Raw genomic sequence first — 17,561 nt, 5'->3', positions numbered from 1 at the left:
CTGCGTCGCGGCCGAGACGGTGTGGGTGGCGTCGCGCCCGGCGAGTCGGAACTGGTGGTGGCCAGCGTGCGACAGCGAGAAGGGGCCGACCTCGACGCTCCGGGACTCGGAGGCCGCCACGTTCGAGATTCGAATCTCGGTGTCGTCCGGGGCGGGGTGGTTGGAGTTGTCGTCCGTCGAATCGCTATCAGCCGGGTCGCCGTCGTCGCGGGTCAGCGTGCCGGTGAACGTCCCCGCCTCGCCGCCCGCGTTCCTCGCCGCGACCGACAGCGAGAACTCCTCGCCGACGCCGACCTCGCTCGGTCCCGAGAGCGAAACGTCGCCGAAGGCGGCCGGTTCGGTGTCGAGCCCTCCGCCGAACACTTGACACCCCGCGAGTGACGGCAGCACGGCCGTGCTGGCCACGGCAAGAACTCTTCGGCGGTCCATACGAAACGGTCCGAGAGTCCCTATTTAGTTCCTCTGGCCGCGTACGGTCGGTGCCGGAGACGACCCGTGGCCCTCCTCGTCCGCGGCGACGAGCGACCCACCGGAAACTCCTCGTACTCCTCGCTCCGTGCGCACGAGAGCGAAACTTGATTAACCGGGGGATTCCAAATCTGTCACAATGGCACGGACCGCGGACAAAATCGAGTCGCTCATCGCCGACGATTCGGCGATGGCCGACGCCCTAGCGGTCGTCTACGACCGCACCGACGGCGGCTCCGAACGAATCGAGTGGGCCGACGTTAACGACGCCCTCACCAGCGGGCAGTGGGGCCGACTCATCGAAAAGGACGTGTTGGAGAGCGTCGGCGACGAGTTCCGACTCGCCGACCCCGACGCCGTCGAGACGGCGTTGGACGACGACGTACCGAGTACGACCCAGACGCCGACCACGGACGGCGACGACGCGGATGTCGATTCCGAGGAGTCGTCGTGGACCACGTGGGACAAACTCGCCGCGGTCGGCGCTGGCGGGTTGTTCCTCGGCTACTCTCAACAGCCGGTGCGCAACGTCGTGGGGAGTACGGTCGAGATATTCATCGGTCCCGTCGATAGCGTGTTGCCCTTCTACGTCGTCGTGTTGGTCGTCGCGCTCCTGACCGGCCTGTTCAGCACCCTCCTGCAAGCGAACCTGATGGACATGGACAAGATGAGCGCCTATCAGGAGCGCATGAAGAAGATTCAGGACAAGCGCAAGGACGCTCGCGAGCGCGGCGACGACGAGGCGCTCGAGGAGATTCGCGAGGAGCAGATGGACGCGATGGGCGACCAGTTGGGCATGTTCAAAGAGCAGTTCCGCCCGATGGTCTGGACGATGTTCGTCACCATCCCCGTCTTCCTCTGGATATACTGGATGGTCCTCGACGGCCACGTCGCGGCTGGCGAGACCCGAATCGTCGCGCCGCTCATCGGCGAGGCGACGTGGCGGGCGAAGGTCCTCGGCCCGATGCAGATGTGGATCATCTGGTACTTCCTCTGCTCGATGAGCCTGACCCAGCTCATCCGGAAGTCGCTGAACATCCAGACCACGCCGACGTAAGGCGGTTGTCGGAAGGGTCGGGATTCCATCTTCGCGGTCGTTTTTTGCCGGGCAGTTCCGTCGGTCGGCTCGCGTTCGTTTTCCATCAGTGCGCGTTCTTCTCGTCGCTCAGAATTTGTCGAAGACACTAGCTTCAGAACTGTCGTCCGCAAGCCGCCAGCGAAGTTCAAAACCTCTTTCATACCTCCACTCCGAGTGGAGATATGCTAATTACCGTCTCCGGACCACCGGGTAGCGGCAAGAGTACGACCGCCTCGGAGTTGGCGGACACGCTCGGCTACGACCACATCAGCGGCGGAGACATCTTCCGCGAGTTGGCCGACGAGCGCGACTACACGACGCTGGAGTTCAACAAACTCGCCGAGGAGGACGACCAGATAGACCGCGACTTGGACCGTCGCCTCCAGCAAATCGCGGCCGAGCGCGACGACGTAGTCCTCGAATCCCGCCTCGCCGGGTGGCTGGCGGGCGACCACGCCGACTTCCGCATCTGGCTCGACGCGCCCCTCGACGTTCGCGCCGAGCGCATCGCCGACCGCGAGGAGAAGGCCGTCGAGGAGACCCGCGAGGAGACCGCGGCCCGACAGGGGAGCGAGGCCGAGCGCTACCGGGAGTACTACGGCATCGACATCACCGACCTCACCATCTACGACCTCTCGGTCAACACCGCGCGGTGGAACGCTCCCGCGGTGCTGGACATGCTCGTGACCGCAATCGACGAGTACGACCCCGAGACCGACGAAGGCAAGTACCCCGTGGACGCGAACTACGACTTCTGACCCCCATGCTCCGCGGACCACCGGACGAACGGACCCCCGACGAACTGCTCGCCTTCGGCGTCGTGAACCTCGACAAGCCGCCCGGCCCCTCGGCCCATCAGGTCGCGGCGTGGGTCCGCGATTTGGCAGAGGTGGACCAAGCCGCCCACGCCGGAACCTTGGACCCGAAGGTCACGGGCTGTCTCCCGACGCTGACCGGCGCGGCGACCCGCCTCTCGCAGGTGTTCCTCGAAGGGGCCAAGGAGTACGTCGCGGTGCTGGAACTCCACGACGAACCTCCGGGCGACATCGAGGCCATCGCGGCGGAGTTCGAGGGACCGCTCTACCAGAAACCGCCGAAGAAGAGCGCGGTCGCTCGCCGACTCCGCGTCCGGGAGGTCCACGACCTCGACGTGCTAGAGGTAAAAGACCGACAGGCCCTCCTGCGAATCCGGTGCGAGAGCGGGACCTACATCCGGAAGCTCTGTCACGACCTCGGCCTCGCGCTCGGCACGGGCGCGCACATGGGCGACCTGCGCCGGACCGCGACCGACCCCTTCGACGACGCGACGCTGGTGACCATGGAGGAGTTCGCGGACGGCCTCGCGCGCTGGCACGAGGAGGGCGAGGACGACTGGCTCCGGGAGGTCGTCCGGCCCGCAGAGCGCGCGCTCTCCCATCTCCCCGCAGTCACCATCGCGCCGAGCGCGGCCGAGGAGGTCGCGCGGGGCGCGCAGGTGTACGCACCGGGCGTCATCGAGGCCGAGGACGCGGAGTCGGGCCAGTTGGTCGCCTGTTTCACGCCCGACGACGCCGCGGTCTGTCTCGGGACGATGGCCGGGGACGCCGATGCGGAATCGGGGTTGGCGGTCGAATTAGAGCGTGTGCTGGTGTAGTCGGTAGTTCTGCTTTTTGGAATTTTCTGGCTCAGGCTGTAGGAACGAGCGTCGAGTCGTGGTACAAACGCGAGGAGGGCAGTGAAGACGCGAAGTGGTGCGAGAGACGGGGTGAAAACGAGAGTGAAGCTAGCTTCAGGCTTGAGCGATGGAGTCACCGCGACCGCACCGCCACCGCGGACCTCACTCCTCCCCAGCCTCGGGGTCGCCTGAACGCGACCCCTCCCTCGCGCGATGGGCGCGGCCCAGTGGCCGCGCCCGCGCACGCCGGGTCGGAGGACAGTGTTCGATGAGTCGATGTTGGATACGCTGGTGTTCGAGTCCACAAGTCCGTGTTCGAGTCCGCGATTCTAGTTCCCGCCTGCCGCCAAACCCAGTTTTTTCACCCCGCCCGGACACCTGCCAGTCATGCAACTCGGAACTGCTGAGTCCGTTCCCGGCGAACTCGTGACCGGGTGGCTCGACGTGACCGACCTCCCGACCGGTACCCCCGAACGACTCCCCGTCCTCATCGCCGAGGGCGAGGAGGACGGTCCGACACTCTGGATTACGGCCGCCATCCACGGTAACGAGGTCACGGGCCTCGCGGTCGCACAGGACGTGATGACCGACGAGTTGGCCGCCGAAATCCGGGGCACCGTGGTCTGCGTCCCGACCCTCAACCCCGCGGGCCTGCGCCGCACCACCCGGACCTCCTACTACGACGACGAGGACCCGAACCGCTACTTCCCGGACCCCGACGCCGAGAGCAGTCGCCCGCCGAGCGTCCAGCAACTCGTGGACGAGCGCGTCTACGACGAGTTCGCCGACTCCGCGGACGCGCTCGTGGACCTCCACACCGCCCACGTCGGGTCGATGCCGTTCCTGATTCGAGATAGGGTCCTCTACGGCGAGGAGCGCACCGAAGACGAAGCCCACGACCTCGCGGACGAACTCGAATCGCTCGCGGAGGCGTTCGGAATGCCGGTCGTCAACGAGTACGCCGCCGACGAGTACACCGAGCAGAACCTCCAGCGTTCGACCGCGGGCGCGGCGCTGAACAACGCGGGAATCCCGGCGTTCACCGCGGAGTTGGGCGGCCACGCGGTCGTCGAGGAGGACGTGCGCGAGGCTGGCGTCGAGGGCGTCCGGAACGTCATGCGGGAACTCGGTCTCCTCTCCGGCGACCCGGACCCCGGCGCGGTCGGTCCAGAGCCGCCGGTCGAGTACCCCGTCAAGCGCGCGGTCCACCCTCACACCGAGACGCCGGGCATCGCGCGCCACCGCGTCGAAGCGGGCGACGTAATCGAGTCGGGCGACGCGATTGCGGACATCTGCACGCCCCACGGCGAGTCGAAGGCGACCGTCGAGTCGGACCACGACGGCTACGTCATCGGCCGCATGCACGGCGTCGCGGTGTACGAGAACGACGCGCTGGCGAGTCTGGCGGTCCGCGACGACGGGGACTTGGTGGTCCCGCGCGACGCGAACGAGGATTCGGACGAGGGCGACGAGGAGTCCGCCTGAAATCGCTCGACGCGAAACGAAGCGCTTAACTCCGGGACGGGCTTTTGTTTGATTGCACCCGAAGTGCATTGCGGGACCGTAGGGTAGTGGTATCCTCTGCCGATGGGGTCGGTAGGACCTGAGTTCGAATCTCGGCGGTCCCACTCCAAAATAAAGGAAAGCGGCGTTCTTTGCCGCTTTTTCGCCAAATCGAGGTGGTCAGCGTGAGCCGTGCGTCCGGCCCCGCGACCACCGTCTGCGAGTTCTGCGGCTTCGTCATCGACCGAGAGCAGAAGCAGTGTCCTGCCCTCGATGACGGGAGGTGTCGGCCGTGAGATTCTGCCCCGACTGCGGTGCGCGGCTCACGACCGAGACCTCGCGCGGCGGCATCCCGCGGCGGTTCTGTCCCGAGTGTACCGGAGGTGACGGCGCTTGAGCATCGAGAAGGCTCGCGCCGATGCGGTTCAGGGCATCGGCGAACCTCCTCGTCTCACCTTCCCCGAAGGGTGGACGTACAGCAAATCGTGGAAGCGAGCGCAGGCCGCACCCGCCGAGTGCGGCCCCGCCAACGCGGCCGAGTTCGACCTACTCATGGGGTACACCGACGGCCGCGATGACCTCGCACACCACCGCGTGCTGTTCGCCCTCCTCGACGGAAGCCTTGGCGCCGAGTGTCCGTGCAACGGCTACACCTACCGCGGCTGGTGCGCTCACGTCGCCTACCTGTGGTGGCGGTGGGGACCGACCGTGAAGCGTGGGCTGTCGCTGGCCCGACGCTGGCGGCGCTCGTCGGCTTCGCGCTCACGTGGCGGCACTACGCGACTGTCGGGGCGGCCATCACGCTCGTCGGCCTGTGCGCCGCGCTCGTGGCGCTCCTCGCGCGTCCCTACTGGTCGGCCATCGCGGGCTCGCGCTGGTCGGCGTGCTGGTCGCGCTCGACGACGCGCTCGAACACGCCTTCGGGTGGCCGACGCCGTTGGACCTCCTCTGGTCGCGGTGGCTGTATCCGGCGGTCAGGGTAGTTGAGGGCGCAGTCTGACCAGTTTCACTTTCACCGTGGTAAGCGAACCCTTTTAACTTCTGGCGGTTATATTGAATTGCAATGCTTTCAGACCGCAGTTACCTCGATCGGGTTCCCGAGAACAAGAAGCTCCCTCTCCGACCCGTCTTCTCGGACCGATTCATGCAACAGTACACCAACTTCCAGTCGTGTGGAGAGTTCTTCGACACGGGCGGCTGGAGGTGGCGAACTCCCGCCGCCTACCGAGCGATTCCGCGAGAAGAACTCGATCAGTTCGTCCGTGAGAACACGGCGTTCCAGACCTACCAAGAGATGGAGGATGAGGCGACTCTCCAATACTTGGACGCTCAACTACTCAGCTGAACCCCCGCAGTTCATTTTTCAGTTCACGTCGGGACTCCGCCTGATTCTCGGCTATTTGGAAGCTTCGAACTGTTCTATCGAGAGAAACTAATTTCAGAAGATACAGAATGTGCTTCATCGCTATTTTCGAAGTTTCCAATTGCCCAGTCAATCAGAATATGACCAAATGGACCGTGAGAATTAAGATGAAAATCGAGAGTACGCCCCATATATTCCAGACTTCTTGTTGAGATATCTTTGCCGCGGCTACTGCTGTCATTATCCCTTTCGACACGTTTTCGGTTCTTTCTTTCCCCATAACCAGTCAGTTACCAATTCACTCTGTTAGTCTATAAACCTCGCGTAGCACTACGATTTTGGCATATTTGATGGAAAAGAGACTATTTCTACTGCTTCACTCATTTGTCCGAGAATCCGGGAGAGACTGGACATTTCTTATTATTAATTAAAAAAAGTATTAAATAAAAGTTAGCTCAATTCCGAACGCTATGGCACCGGACAGCTCCGATTCGGACGGCGACTCCCTGCACAGAAACCTCTACGACGACCTCGCGTTCGACGAGTTGGAGCCGTCGGGCACGTTCACGCGGGAGGCCGCCGAGCAGTTCTTCCCGGTCCACGACGAGGAGCAAATCGACACGATGGACAGTCCCGTCGTCATCGAGACGGCCTGTCCGGGGTGGCAACCCGGCGGGGAACACTACCCCGCGGTCCCCGACTCGAAGGGCGAGCAGATTCAGGAACTGGTAGACAGCGTGGAGGCCGGTGCCGCGGCGGTCCACGTCCACCCCCGCGACGAGGACCGTCGCCCGCGGTGGAACGACAACGACCTGCTGGTGGACCTGCTGGACCCCGTGTTCGAGGAGTGCGGCGACGTGGTAACCTTCAGCCAAGGCTGGGAGGTCAGTCCTCACGCGGATTACGTGTCGGGCGTCGCGGACCTCCTCGAACGCGGTGACGGCAACAAGTACTGTCAGGGTGGCGTCGTCCTCCCGCCGGGACTGTTCGGCGCTGGCGCGCTTCACTCGCTGTCGTCCATCACGGAGGCGGTCCGGTACTACGAGGAGAACGGCGTCAAGCCCGTCTTCCAACTGTACGACACCCACGTCCTGCGGGACCTGAAATACCACGTCTTCGACCAGCACGAGGCCGTCTGGGACCCGTTCGTCCTCTGCATCCGGGCGGGTGCCCACGACTCGCTGACGACGGGCAACGACCCGTGGTCGTACTTCAAGGTCCTCTCGGAAATCTACAACGTGCGCCAGACGGTCGAGAACAGCGTCGTCGGTCTCTATCCCGGCGGGCGAAACTGGCTTCCGATGCTGGCGATGGGGCTGATAGCGGGCGCGAACGTCGTGCGCGTCGGTATCGAGGACGCCTACTGGAAGTACCCCCACAGCGACGAACTCGTCGAGAAGAACTCCGAGGTAGTGGAGATGGCGGTCGAACTCGCCGAGACGCTGGGGCGGGAGGTCGTCACCGACCCCGAGCGCGCTCGGGAGGTCCTCGGGATGGAGTACACGTCGCCGCAGTAGTCGAGAGACGCGGTGAAACGCTGTCTAATCGTTCGAGGAGAGGCGACTTACCACGAAATCTGGAACGTCGAGACCTCGCCGTCGCTGGTCTGTTCGACGCGGACGAACGCGCCGTCGTCGCTGAACTTCTCGGCGGTGGCCTTCAGCAGGCCCTCGTCGAGCGCGTCGGGGTAGGGGTTCTTGCACTCGATGACGCCGCCGCTGTCGCTGGACTTCTCGAAGTCGTAGTAACCGATTTCGTCGCCGCGATGGGTGTTCTGGTACTGCTCGTCGAGGGCGGCGAGCGCGCCTTCCACGTTGTCGATGGTCGGCGGCCACTCCACGAGGTCGGGAATCTCGGAGCCGATTTTGGTGACGGTCTTCGGGCCGACGGTGTCCGCGAGGTCCTCGAAGGCGTCGATGTACGCGCCCCACGAGTACCACTCGTCCTCCTCGGGTTCGGGCAGGCCGTGGTCGTTCAAGATGTCGAGCGCCCGGTCTTCGTACGCGCTGGAGAACTGCCCGACGCCGTCTACGACCGACCGCACCGTCTGTCCGCTTACTTCGCCATCTCGACTGAACGCTTTCTGTCGTGCCATACTACCTTCGTATTGTTTAGTTAACTTAGCTTTGGTGGTGTAATATTATCAGTTCTGATAATTGATAACGTCAGAAATCGGCCGAAAAAGACCTTCCGTCGGGCGGAATTCGAATCTACAGAGTCTATAGCTATCGAGCAGAGCATCTATTATACTACTTGTCTCGTAGGATAATTTTATAATCCGAAAGGTAGGGGATGTAATACATGGGTGACACGGAAACGTACGCGATAGACGACGTTGCCTTCATCGGTCGGACGGTGGGGGAGTACGAGAAGATGTTCGACATCGACCTCTCGGCGTGGGAGGGCGAGTCCGTCCTCGACTGTCCCGGCGGAGCGTGTGCGTTCGTCGCCGAAGCGAACCGCCGGGACATCGACGCGGTCGGCGTGGACATGCTCTATCACGTCCCGCCGGACGAACTCCGCGAGAAGTGCGAGCGGGACATCGACACCGCCATCGCGGGGTTCGACGGCGTGGAAGACCAGTTCGTCTGGGAGTTCTACGACGACGTGGCGGACGTGCGCGCCCACTGGACCCGCGCCTACGAGGAGTTCATCGCCGACTACGCCGACCACCACGACACCGGCCGGTACGTGAAAGCGGAACTCCCGGACCTCCCCTACGCCGACGACTCCTTTTCGCTGGTCCTGTCGGCCCACCTCATGTTCCTCTACATGGACAAACTGGACCACGAGTTCCACAGGAAGTCGCTGCTGGAACTGGCTCGCGTCGCCAACGAGGAGGTCCGGGTCTATCCGCTGGAACGCTTCGACGGGAAGCGGTACCCGCGACTCGACGACCTCCGGGAGACGCTGGCCGAGGCTGGCTACGAGACGGCTATCTCCTCGGTCCCCTTCGAGTTCCAGCAGGGCGCGGACGAACTGATGAAAATCGAGGTATAGCTCGCTAATCTAATTCCTTATTTGTTCTATTTCCTCTACGTCGCCTTGTCGAATCCGTCTTACACATTTTTCGACTATTACGCAGGCCATTTCAGAAGTATGCCGTGATTCAACAGGGTCCGCTGTATTCATCTCTATGAATATCCGATCAAGTCTTCTTTCTAGTGATTTATTATTTCTGAAATTTGCGGATGTTACTCTGTCAATTTTATTAATTTGGGTAGAAATGTATTCACGATGTTCGTTCTCTAAATCCGCATGAACATAGGTCGGTGTAGAAAGAGAATCGTGGTTCTCAATTGTTCTTAATATCTGTAATTCTATCACCGTCGTTTTTTGAGAATAATTGAATCTCCGAACAGCCGGTTTAATTTTGAAATCGAATTTTCCAATTTTGATTCTATAGTCGTCCAATTGCTCTATTGATTCACGGACAGCAGTTTTCTTTTGAAACATTCGGGTCCTAAACGCAAATATCAAGCTGAACACAAGAAGCATAGTGTTGAGAATAGTGAAAGCATTTGAACTAATAATTTCTATCAAATCTTCCATATATAAATGTTAATTTATTTATATATAATATACGAATTTGTTATTGGACTACGGCAAAATCAAAACACGTCTATTCGTCGCGTTTCACGCCCGGATTCGTCACCGCACCGTTCGCCGCCGAGCCAAACGTCGCGCCGTACTTCGCCAGCACGCCGTTCTGATATGCCATCTCGGGGTCCTCCCGCGATTCCAGCCGCGACTGTAGCTCCTCGTCGGACAGTTCCACGTCCAGCGTCCGGTCGGCGATGTCGATGGTCACGTGGTCGCCGTCCTCCAAGGCCCCGATGGGTCCGCCCGCGAACGACTCCGGAGCGACGTGGCCGATCATCGGCCCGCGGGTCGCGCCCGAGAACCGCCCGTCCGTGACCATCGCCACGTCGTCCTCGTGGCCCGCGCCGACGACCGCGGAGGTGACGCCCAACATCTCGCGCATTCCGGGGCCGCCGCGAGGGCCTTCGTTCCGGATGACGATGACATCGCCCGACTCGATGCGCCCCTCTTGGACGTAGCGCATGGCGTCCTCTTCGGTCTCGAAGACGCGGGCCGGACCCTCGTGGTGGAAGTTGTCCTCGCCCGTGACCTTCAGGACCGCGCCGTCGGGCGCGAGGTTGCCCGTGAGAATCTTGATGGCTCCCTCGTCGTGGAAGGGGTCGGAGACGGGGCGCACGAAGTCGGCGTCGATGTCGTCGTCCGCGGGCAAGTCGAGGGCTTCTAACTCCTCGGCAATCGTCCGACCCGTCACCGTCATGGCGTCGCCGTCGAACAGCCCCGCGTCCACGAGGCGGCGAATTACGACCGGGACGCCGCCCTGCTCGTAGAGGTCGAACATCACGCGCTCGCCGCCGGGTTGGAGGTTCGCTATCTTGGGCGTCTTCCGGGAGATTTCGTCGAACTCCTCGATGTCGAGGGCCACGCCAGCCTCGGCGGCGAGCGCGAGGAGATGAAGGACACCGTTCGTGGAGCCACCGATGGCGACCTGTAGCGCGATGGCGTTCTCGAACGACCGCTTGTCCAGAATATCGGAGGGCGTGCGGTCGTTCTCGATGCAGTCGAGCGCGAGTTCCCCGGCGCGTTCCGCGACCTCGTACCGCTCCTCGAACTCGGCGGGCGGCCCCGCGCTCCCGAGCGGCGCGAGTCCGAGCGCCTCCGCGACGGAGGCCATCGTGTTCGCGGTGAACATCCCGCCACAGGAGCCAGCGCCGGGGCACGCGTGGCGTTCCAAATCGTCCAATTCGTCTTCGCTCATCTCGCCCTCGGCGACAGCGCCGACGCCCTCGAAGACGTTCTGGATGGTGACCTCCCGGCCGCCGTGTTCGCCGGGCATGATGGACCCGCCGTAGAGGAAGACGGAGGGCAGGTCAGTTCGAATTGCGGCCATCATCATTCCCGGCAGGTTCTTGTCACAGCCGCCGACCGTGACGAGACCATCCATGCGCTCGCCGAACGCGACCAACTCCACCGAGTCGGCGATGACCTCCCGCGATATCAGCGAGGCGCGCATCCCCTCGGTCCCCATCGAGATGGCGTCGGAGATGGTGATTGTCCCGAACTCGATGGGCATCCCGCCCGCCGAATCGACGCCCTCGTAGGCCGCGGCGGCCACGTCGTCCAGATGCACGTTACAGGGCGTGATGTCGGCCGCGGGGTTCGCGACCCCGACCATCGGCGACGAAAGGTCGGCGTCGTCGTACCCCATCGCGCGGAACATCGCGCGGTGAGGAGCCCGCTCCACCCCGTCGGTGACCTCGCTACTCCGCAGATTTCCCGGCTTCTCTGTCATACGTCCGCATGACCGCGGAAGGGCTTAAGTTGCCCTCCTCGGACAGATGTTGCTGTTCGACCGGAGGAGTTCCGCGGTCGGGTCCGGTCGCGTTTCGACCGACTCCTCGTCCGGCGAAACTCTAGTCAGAAAACCACTCATTCCGGAGTTCGATGTCGGCTTTCACCGGCTTCGAGGAGGAAGGAAGTCCTGCGTCGGTTTCGTGACCGCCCGTCGTCGTCGCGTCCGGGGACTGCGAAAATCATAGAATGAGAACATACTTTTCGGGAGGCCGTCGAAGGGACGGCATGGACCTGACGGTCGCCGTCGCCCACTACCCCGAAGGCGCTGGCCACGCGACTCGGATGCTCGCGGTCGGGCAGGCCTTCGAGGAGGCGGGCGCGGACATCGCGCTCGCTGGCGGCGGCCCCGGCTCTCGCTTCATCGAACACAACGGCTACGACGTGTTCCGGGCGGCCCCCGTCGACTACATCGGCGACTACCAGCAGGGGTCGCTCGGGCGCGTCCTGACCCGGAGCCTCCCCTACAGCGGCAAGCGCGTCTTCGACTTCGTGCGGTGGCTCCGCCGGGAAGACCCCGCGGCACTGGTCACCGACGACATGTTCGCCGCGATGGCCGCGCCGCTGACGGGGACGCCACTCTACATCGTCACCCACAACGCCGCATCCTACTACGACGCCGCGGTCGAACAGGTGTTCACGTGGCTCCTCAACCGCTACCAACTGGGCGCGGCCGAGTCGTTCCTCTATCCGGCCGTGTGGCCGCCCGACGAGGGCGACCCGCCGGGCGTAACTCACGTCCCGCCCGTGGCGCTCGACCCCGGCGACTGTCGCGGCCCGGACGAGGAGGTCGGCGTGCTGGTCGTCCCGAGCGTCTACTCCACGAACTTCGACGTACTCGCCGAGACCCTCCGGACCGAGGGCCACGACGTGACCTTGGTCGGCGACGACGACTGGGAGGACGTGCCCGCGCTCCTCCCGTGGATTCGGGCCGCCGACGTGGTGGTCTGCTCGGGCTACTCGACGGTGATGGAGGCCGCGGTCGGCGGGACGCCCTGCGTGGTCTACCCCTTCACCGACGAGCAACACGGCGTGACTCGCGTCATCGAACGCCGGGGCGTCGAGGGCTTCCAAGTCGAACACTCGGTCACGCACGTCGCGCGGGCGGTCCGCCACCCGCCCGCGTCGCCGGACCACGACAACGGCGTCGAGCGCGTCGCGGACCACGTCCTCGATGCGTTGACCTGACCAGTTTTTGCCACTGCCGGAACTACGAACCCCGTTGCCCCCGAACCGACGGGTATGGCACGAGTCGCGGCCGGAGCGCGTCTCCACTTCGGCTTTCAGAACCTGTCGCTGGCTCACCAGCGCCTCTACGGGTCGCTCGGCGTCGCGCTCGACTCGCCCGAAGTCGAGGTGGTCGCCGACCCCGCGGAGACCGTGCGGTGTTCGCACGACGACGCCCGCGAGTACGTCCGCCGAGCGGTCGAACTACTGGACGTACCGGGTGCGGACGTGACCGTCGAGCGGACGCTTCCCCGCCACGTCGGTCTCGGGAGCGGGACCCAGTTGGCACTCACCGTCCTCGCGGCGGTCGCGCGCGCTCACGGTCGCGACTCCCGAGTCCGCGAACGCGCCCCGAAACTCGGCCGCGGGGGCCGAAGCGGCGTCGGCGTGGCGACGTTCGAGTCCGGCGGATTCGTCCTCGACTCGGGCCACCCGACCGAGCGATTCACGGCCGACCGACCCGACCGCGGCGCGTGGTCGGTCCCCAAAGTCGCGGCCAGCCACGAGGTCCCGGACCACTGGCGGTTCGTGGTCGTCCTCCCCGAGACCGAACCCGGCCGGAGCGGCGACGACGAGGAGGCCAGCATGCGGTCGGTGGTCGAGCGCGCGGACCCCCAACTCGCCGACGAAATCGCCGCAGTAGTGACTCGGCGCGTCCTTCCTGCGGTCGCCGAGGACGACATCGAGGAGTTCGGCGCGGCGGTCGCCGAGGTGGGGCGACTCAACGGCGCGTGGTACGCCGACGAGCAGGGCGGCGTCTACCGCCCGCCGGTCGGCGAACTCGTCGCGGAGCTGTCGGGGTCGGCCGCGATAGCTGGCGCTGGGCAGTCGTCGTGGGGACCCGCGGTCTACGCCGTGACTACCGCCGAGCGCGCGGGTGCGGCCCGTGACGCGGCCCACGCCGCGCTCTCGACGGCGGGCGTCGGCGGTGACGTGCTAGTCGCCGAGCCTCGAAATCGAGGCGCGGACATCGACGGGTGACGCGACTCTACGGGTGAATGGCTCAGTCCTCTCGGAGTAGTCGGACTGACGGTTACGGGGTCATCGACACTGGTGACTGACTCGTCACCTCCCTGCCCGCAACCGCCGGAAGACGCGTCCGCTCGGCCGCTGGCCTGCGCGGTCATCGGCCTGTGCAGACTGCGTCTTCCGAGGTCACGCTCGCGTTTCTCGTGGCGCTTTGCGCCACGAATCGGTCGCGTGACCGCACGAAGCGTCCGGGTGAGGTTCGTTCCGTTCTCGTATTTGAACGTTGGTGTGAGACCGAAATTCGAGTCGGTCGCGGCTCGACGAGTCGGAGGTCCAAGCACGCCCTTCCGTGCGAGTCTCGTAGACGAAAGACCCAAGCACCCCCGACGAGACGCCTGAAACGAGAGTTATGGACCGAGTTCCGTTCGGCGTCTCCCGACTCGACGACATCATCGGCGGCGGCGCGCCGCCCGGAAGCGTGGTCCTGCTGGCGGGCGAGGCCGGGGCCGGTGCCCGCGAGTTCTGCTACACCAGCGCGACCATCAACGGGTTGGCTCACACCGACGAGGAGCAGTTCGGTCTCCACTACGGCGACGTGTCCGAGCGCGCCGCGGTCCCCGAGGACATCCACTACGTCTCGTTCACCGCCAGCGGCGACGAACTCCGGCGGGAAATCGAGTTCACGATGAGCGAGGAGATAGTCCGTGCGGGCGTCGAGACGGTCGATTTCGCCGACTTCAGTCAGGAGTACTTCCAGCTCTCGGCCATCCCCCGCGAGTGGTACACCCGCAAGACCCAGACCATCACCGACCTCGGGCAGGGCGGCGACCGCCGGGGCGTACTGGAAGCCCTCGGCGAGTACCTCAACGAACACGCCACGGGCAACCTCGTGGTTATCGACTCGCTGACGGACCTCGCTCGCGCGCCGAACGAACACTTGGACTGGAGCGACATCACCTTGCTGGTCAAGGGGCTTCAGAAGGCCTCTCGGGCGTGGGACGGCCTGATTCTCGTCCTCGTGAATCAGGAAGCCCTCTCGGACACCCAGATGGGCAGTCTGATGGGCGCGGCCGACGGCACCATCGCCTTCGAGTGGGAGACCGGCGGCAACGAGCGCGACCGGGTGATGTTCGTCCGGGAGTTCCGCGGGGTCCTGTCGCGGCTGGAGGCCGAGGACATCATCCGGTTCGAGACCGAGATTCACGACGCTGGCTTCGACATCAGCAACGTCCGGAAGATTCGGTAATGGGGTTCAAGTAACGGAGAAGTTCTGACGGGAAGTCGCCCCCGAACTTATTACGTTCTATTACGTTCTATTACACATGCCGATCAGTATCGACCAGTTCGATGAAAGTCCAACAGGAGTCCTCGACCTCGAAGAGGGAACCAATCCCTACCGGATCATCCAGTTTCTCGCCGAGAACGACCACCAAGCGTTTACCCAAATCGAAATTCACGAGGAGACCGGCATCAATCGCGGAAGCGTCGGTGCGGTCCTGTCGCGCCTCGAAGACCGCGGTCTCGTCCGTCACCGCGGTCGATACTGGGCTATCGCCGAAGACGACCGTCTCGCGTCGTATGCGGCCCAGACGCAGGCCAGCTCGGCGTCCACGAACGACGACTACTACGGCGAGGAGTAACTGATGGGGTACGACCGTGGCACCGTCGTAAAGGGTCCGGACCTGCTCGCCGACCACGAGTATCGTCCCTACGTTTGCCTGACCGACGAATCTCACCCATTTAATGACGAAGAAGCACTCTACGCGGCGGTCACGACGACGCGACGCGCAGCTGCTATTCCGCTCGCCAGTGCCGATTTCAAAAGCGGTGGTCTTCCCCGAGAGAGCTACGTTAATCCGTGGACCGTCGTTCCCATCCGACACGCCGATGTCTACGACGAAGAAGGCCGTCTAGTTGAGGCGACAACAGAGAAAATCGCACAGGAGGCCGCAGGATATCTCGGCGTCGAGTAAGAAACTACTCGACTACGTACTCCCCATCCACTTTCTCCGCCAACCCCAACAGCACTGCCCAGTCCAGCAGGAACGCCACTCTCTCACCCCATATTTTTTCCCACGAGTTTGGATTCTTGTGGTGTTCCCACGTCGGCACCTCACTCTCGAACTCCTCGAACACCTCGTCGCCAGAGAGTGGTCTCTCGGCGTCGTCCAGAATTTCCAACAGCGCGGGCACGCCGAAGACGTTTGCTCGGAACTGCTCGGCCAGAAACTCCGGCGTCGGGTCCTCGCGCGTCCGGGTGAACCCGGACGACTGCTCCTCTGCGAGTCCGAGCGCGCGCAGGAACGTCAGCCACGTCCGAGCCTCGTCGCGGCTCGTCAGGTCCGTCCGGTCGAGCATCCGGGCGCAACAGTCGTCCTCGCTACCGGGGACGAGGGGCACCGCGCGCTGTGCGTCGGCCACGAAGTCGAGAGACTGGGGCGGTTCGGGAACCAGTTTGAATTGCATCGTGTTTGCACCTCGTTCGTCGTTTTGCGGGTCTCAGATACCGAAGCTCTCGGCCAGTAGCTCCTCGTCGCGCTCGCCGACGACGTGGGTGTCGCCGCCGATTACGTCGATGGTCGCGCGGGCGGGCGCGAAGACGCTCTCCTCGACCTCGTAGAAGTCCCAATCGACCGACTCGAAGATGTCGGCGAAGTGGGTGCCGTACTCGTCGTTGGCGGTCGAGACGATTTCCTCGAAGCGGTCGAACTCCTCGCGGACCGTGACGTGGACCTCCCCGCCGTAGGCCAGCGCGTCGTTGGTGCGGGCGATGGCGGTCTCCTCGTCTCCGGCCACGGGGGCGACCGGCGCGGAGCCGGTGATGCTCACGATGTCGAGGGGGTCGTAGCCGAGTTCCGAGAGGCGGAAGACCGTCATCTCCGCCGCGCGCGAGGAGATACTGACGCTCCCGGCGAGGCTCGCGGTAGGGACCGACGCGAGGAAGACGCTACTGGTCTCGACGCCGGTCAGCTCCGCGACCTGCTCGGCGGCCGACGCGGTGGGGTAGTCGTCGCTCTCGACGGCCAGCACCGCGAAGTCGCTCACGTCCTCGTAGCCGACGCGGGAGAACTCGTCCTCCTCGGCGACGAGCGCGCGGGCCGGGCCGCTCCCCAACCCCTCGAAGTCCTCGGTCGTGAGTTCCCACCCGGCCTTCTGCGAGCAGAGGAGCGCCAGCGCGGGGTGGTCGCTGGTCAACTCGACGTACTGGAAGGGCGCGCCCGCCACCTCGTCCATCCGGGTTTGGACCGTGGCGAGACCTGCGGTCTGCATCTCCGCGAGGAGGAGTCCGGCTTCGACGCCGCCGTCGAACTCGTGGCCGAAGTCCAGCACGGTGGCTCCGTTGTCGAGTTCGCGCGCGCCGATGTCTAGCTCCTCGGCGAAGTCGAGTGCTTCGTCGGCGAGTTCCAACGCGTTCCGATTGAGACTGTCCATGCGCGTGGGTTGGGCGTCACTCCCTAAACCGTTTGTCAGTCCTCCCGCTCGCGCTTGGCTTCGCGGCCGAGGGCCTCCTCGACGGCATCGACTTTCTCGCGGGCGCGTTGCTCGCGCGTGCGCTTGTCATCTATCTTCAGGACCGTACTCACGCGGTCGCCATCGACCGCCTCGTGGGCGGCCTGCGCGGCGGCGAACAGTTCGTCTATCGTGTCGGCTTCGATAACGGTCCCCATCGGGTTCGTCTCGTAGGACACGTCGAAGTCGTCTAAGGCGGCGACGGCTTTGGCTACCTCGTCGGCCATGCTCTCCTCGGTCACGGGCGCGACGCTCAGAAGTGCGATTGCGGTCATAGCGAGCGGATAGAGGGCCGGTAGTGTCTTTGGCGTTTGGGACGCTTCGCTCCACGGCTCTCACTGGACGGCCGTTCCGTCGTTTACGCTGTCGCGTTTCTGTTCGGAAATCAGCACCGCGCA

The 17,561-nt window shown here is 64.0% G+C and carries 19 protein-coding genes and 1 tRNA gene; 15 read left to right on the top strand and 5 right to left on the bottom strand.

Annotated elements, in window-relative coordinates; translation table 11 throughout:
• Positions 1–25 precede the first annotated feature (25 nt).
• From EPL00_RS08235 to EPL00_RS08195, 9 genes are all read left to right on the top strand, one after another.
• Positions 26–367, top strand: coding sequence for a hypothetical protein (locus tag EPL00_RS08235; protein WP_135853157.1), 342 nt, complete (start codon positions 26–28; stop codon positions 365–367).
• Positions 368–607: 240 nt separating this feature from the next.
• Entirely contained in the window at positions 608–1,525 is a 918-nt protein-coding gene (locus tag EPL00_RS08230) for a DUF106 domain-containing protein (RefSeq protein ID WP_135853158.1), read from the top strand.
• Between the two features lie 203 nt (positions 1,526–1,728).
• Positions 1,729–2,304, top strand: a complete 576-nt coding sequence (gene cmk, locus EPL00_RS08225) for a (d)CMP kinase (RefSeq protein ID WP_135853159.1) — start codon at positions 1,729–1,731, stop codon at positions 2,302–2,304.
• 5 nt (positions 2,305–2,309) lie between these two features.
• Entirely contained in the window at positions 2,310–3,179 is an 870-nt protein-coding gene (locus tag EPL00_RS08220) for an RNA-guided pseudouridylation complex pseudouridine synthase subunit Cbf5 (RefSeq protein WP_135853160.1), read from the top strand.
• A gap of 408 nt (positions 3,180–3,587) precedes the next feature.
• The gene (locus EPL00_RS08215; RefSeq protein WP_135853161.1) at positions 3,588–4,685 is read left to right on the top strand and encodes a succinylglutamate desuccinylase/aspartoacylase family protein; all 1,098 of its coding nucleotides are present in this window, start codon (positions 3,588–3,590) and stop codon (positions 4,683–4,685) included.
• A 72-nt stretch (positions 4,686–4,757) separates the two neighbouring features.
• A tRNA-Pro gene (locus EPL00_RS08210) sits at positions 4,758–4,828 on the top strand.
• Positions 4,829–5,517: 689 nt separating this feature from the next.
• Complete coding sequence (locus EPL00_RS08205; protein WP_135853162.1) at positions 5,518–5,703, top strand: hypothetical protein; 186 nt, start codon at positions 5,518–5,520, stop codon at positions 5,701–5,703.
• A gap of 63 nt (positions 5,704–5,766) precedes the next feature.
• On the top strand, positions 5,767–6,048 hold the full coding sequence (locus tag EPL00_RS08200; protein WP_135853163.1) for a hypothetical protein: 282 nt from the start codon (positions 5,767–5,769) through the stop codon (positions 6,046–6,048).
• A 488-nt stretch (positions 6,049–6,536) separates the two neighbouring features.
• Positions 6,537–7,583, top strand: coding sequence for a 3-keto-5-aminohexanoate cleavage protein (locus tag EPL00_RS08195; protein WP_135853164.1), 1,047 nt, complete (start codon positions 6,537–6,539; stop codon positions 7,581–7,583).
• Between the two features lie 47 nt (positions 7,584–7,630).
• Here EPL00_RS08195 and EPL00_RS08190 read toward each other — a convergent pair whose 3' ends face one another.
• Positions 7,631–8,161 carry a hypothetical protein gene (locus tag EPL00_RS08190; RefSeq protein ID WP_135853165.1) on the bottom strand — a complete coding sequence of 177 codons (531 nt, stop codon included), beginning with the start codon at positions 8,159–8,161 and terminating at the stop codon, positions 7,631–7,633.
• Between the two features lie 206 nt (positions 8,162–8,367).
• Here EPL00_RS08190 and EPL00_RS08185 point away from each other — a divergent pair, with 206 nt between their 5' ends.
• On the top strand, positions 8,368–9,066 hold the full coding sequence (locus tag EPL00_RS08185) for a class I SAM-dependent methyltransferase (protein ID WP_135853166.1): 699 nt from the start codon (positions 8,368–8,370) through the stop codon (positions 9,064–9,066).
• A 622-nt stretch (positions 9,067–9,688) separates the two neighbouring features.
• Here EPL00_RS08185 and ilvD read toward each other — a convergent pair.
• A complete protein-coding gene (gene ilvD / locus EPL00_RS08180) occupies positions 9,689–11,398 on the bottom strand; it encodes a dihydroxy-acid dehydratase (protein ID WP_135853167.1) in 1,710 nt (569 codons plus the stop codon).
• Between the two features lie 287 nt (positions 11,399–11,685).
• Here ilvD and EPL00_RS08175 point away from each other — a divergent pair, with 287 nt between their 5' ends.
• The 5 genes from EPL00_RS08175 (at position 11,686) to EPL00_RS08155 (ending at position 15,626) form a co-directional block, all read left to right on the top strand.
• On the top strand, positions 11,686–12,645 hold the full coding sequence (locus EPL00_RS08175; protein ID WP_135853168.1) for a glycosyltransferase: 960 nt from the start codon (positions 11,686–11,688) through the stop codon (positions 12,643–12,645).
• Between the two features lie 54 nt (positions 12,646–12,699).
• Positions 12,700–13,665: a beta-ribofuranosylaminobenzene 5'-phosphate synthase family protein gene (locus EPL00_RS08170; protein ID WP_135853169.1), complete on the top strand. Its 966-nt coding sequence runs from the start codon at positions 12,700–12,702 to the stop codon at positions 13,663–13,665.
• Between the two features lie 397 nt (positions 13,666–14,062).
• Positions 14,063–14,899 (top strand): RAD55 family ATPase, encoded by an 837-nt coding sequence (locus tag EPL00_RS08165; RefSeq protein ID WP_135853170.1) that lies wholly within the window; start codon positions 14,063–14,065, stop codon positions 14,897–14,899.
• Positions 14,900–14,975: 76 nt separating this feature from the next.
• Positions 14,976–15,293, top strand: a complete 318-nt coding sequence (locus EPL00_RS08160; RefSeq protein WP_135853171.1) for a helix-turn-helix transcriptional regulator — start codon at positions 14,976–14,978, stop codon at positions 15,291–15,293.
• Between the two features lie 3 nt (positions 15,294–15,296).
• Positions 15,297–15,626, top strand: coding sequence for a hypothetical protein (locus EPL00_RS08155; RefSeq protein ID WP_135853172.1), 330 nt, complete (start codon positions 15,297–15,299; stop codon positions 15,624–15,626).
• A 4-nt stretch (positions 15,627–15,630) separates the two neighbouring features.
• Here EPL00_RS08155 and EPL00_RS08150 read toward each other — a convergent pair whose 3' ends face one another.
• From EPL00_RS08150 to EPL00_RS08140, 3 genes are read right to left on the bottom strand one after another with little or no spacing between them, the layout of a single operon-like run.
• Positions 15,631–16,119, bottom strand: a complete 489-nt coding sequence (locus EPL00_RS08150) for a hypothetical protein (RefSeq protein WP_135853173.1) — start codon at positions 16,117–16,119, stop codon at positions 15,631–15,633.
• A 33-nt stretch (positions 16,120–16,152) separates the two neighbouring features.
• Entirely contained in the window at positions 16,153–17,085 is a 933-nt protein-coding gene (gene mch, locus EPL00_RS08145) for a methenyltetrahydromethanopterin cyclohydrolase (RefSeq protein WP_135853174.1), read from the bottom strand.
• Between the two features lie 35 nt (positions 17,086–17,120).
• Complete coding sequence (locus EPL00_RS08140; protein ID WP_135853175.1) at positions 17,121–17,438, bottom strand: MTH1187 family thiamine-binding protein; 318 nt, start codon at positions 17,436–17,438, stop codon at positions 17,121–17,123.
• Positions 17,439–17,561 lie beyond the last annotated feature (123 nt).

The sequence above is a fragment of the Halorussus salinus genome (assembly GCF_004765815.2).
Lineage (GTDB): Archaea > Halobacteriota > Halobacteria > Halobacteriales > Haladaptataceae > Halorussus > Halorussus salinus.
Note: the sequence above shows the minus strand (reverse complement) of the source record. Positions and strands in the feature narration are given on the sequence as shown.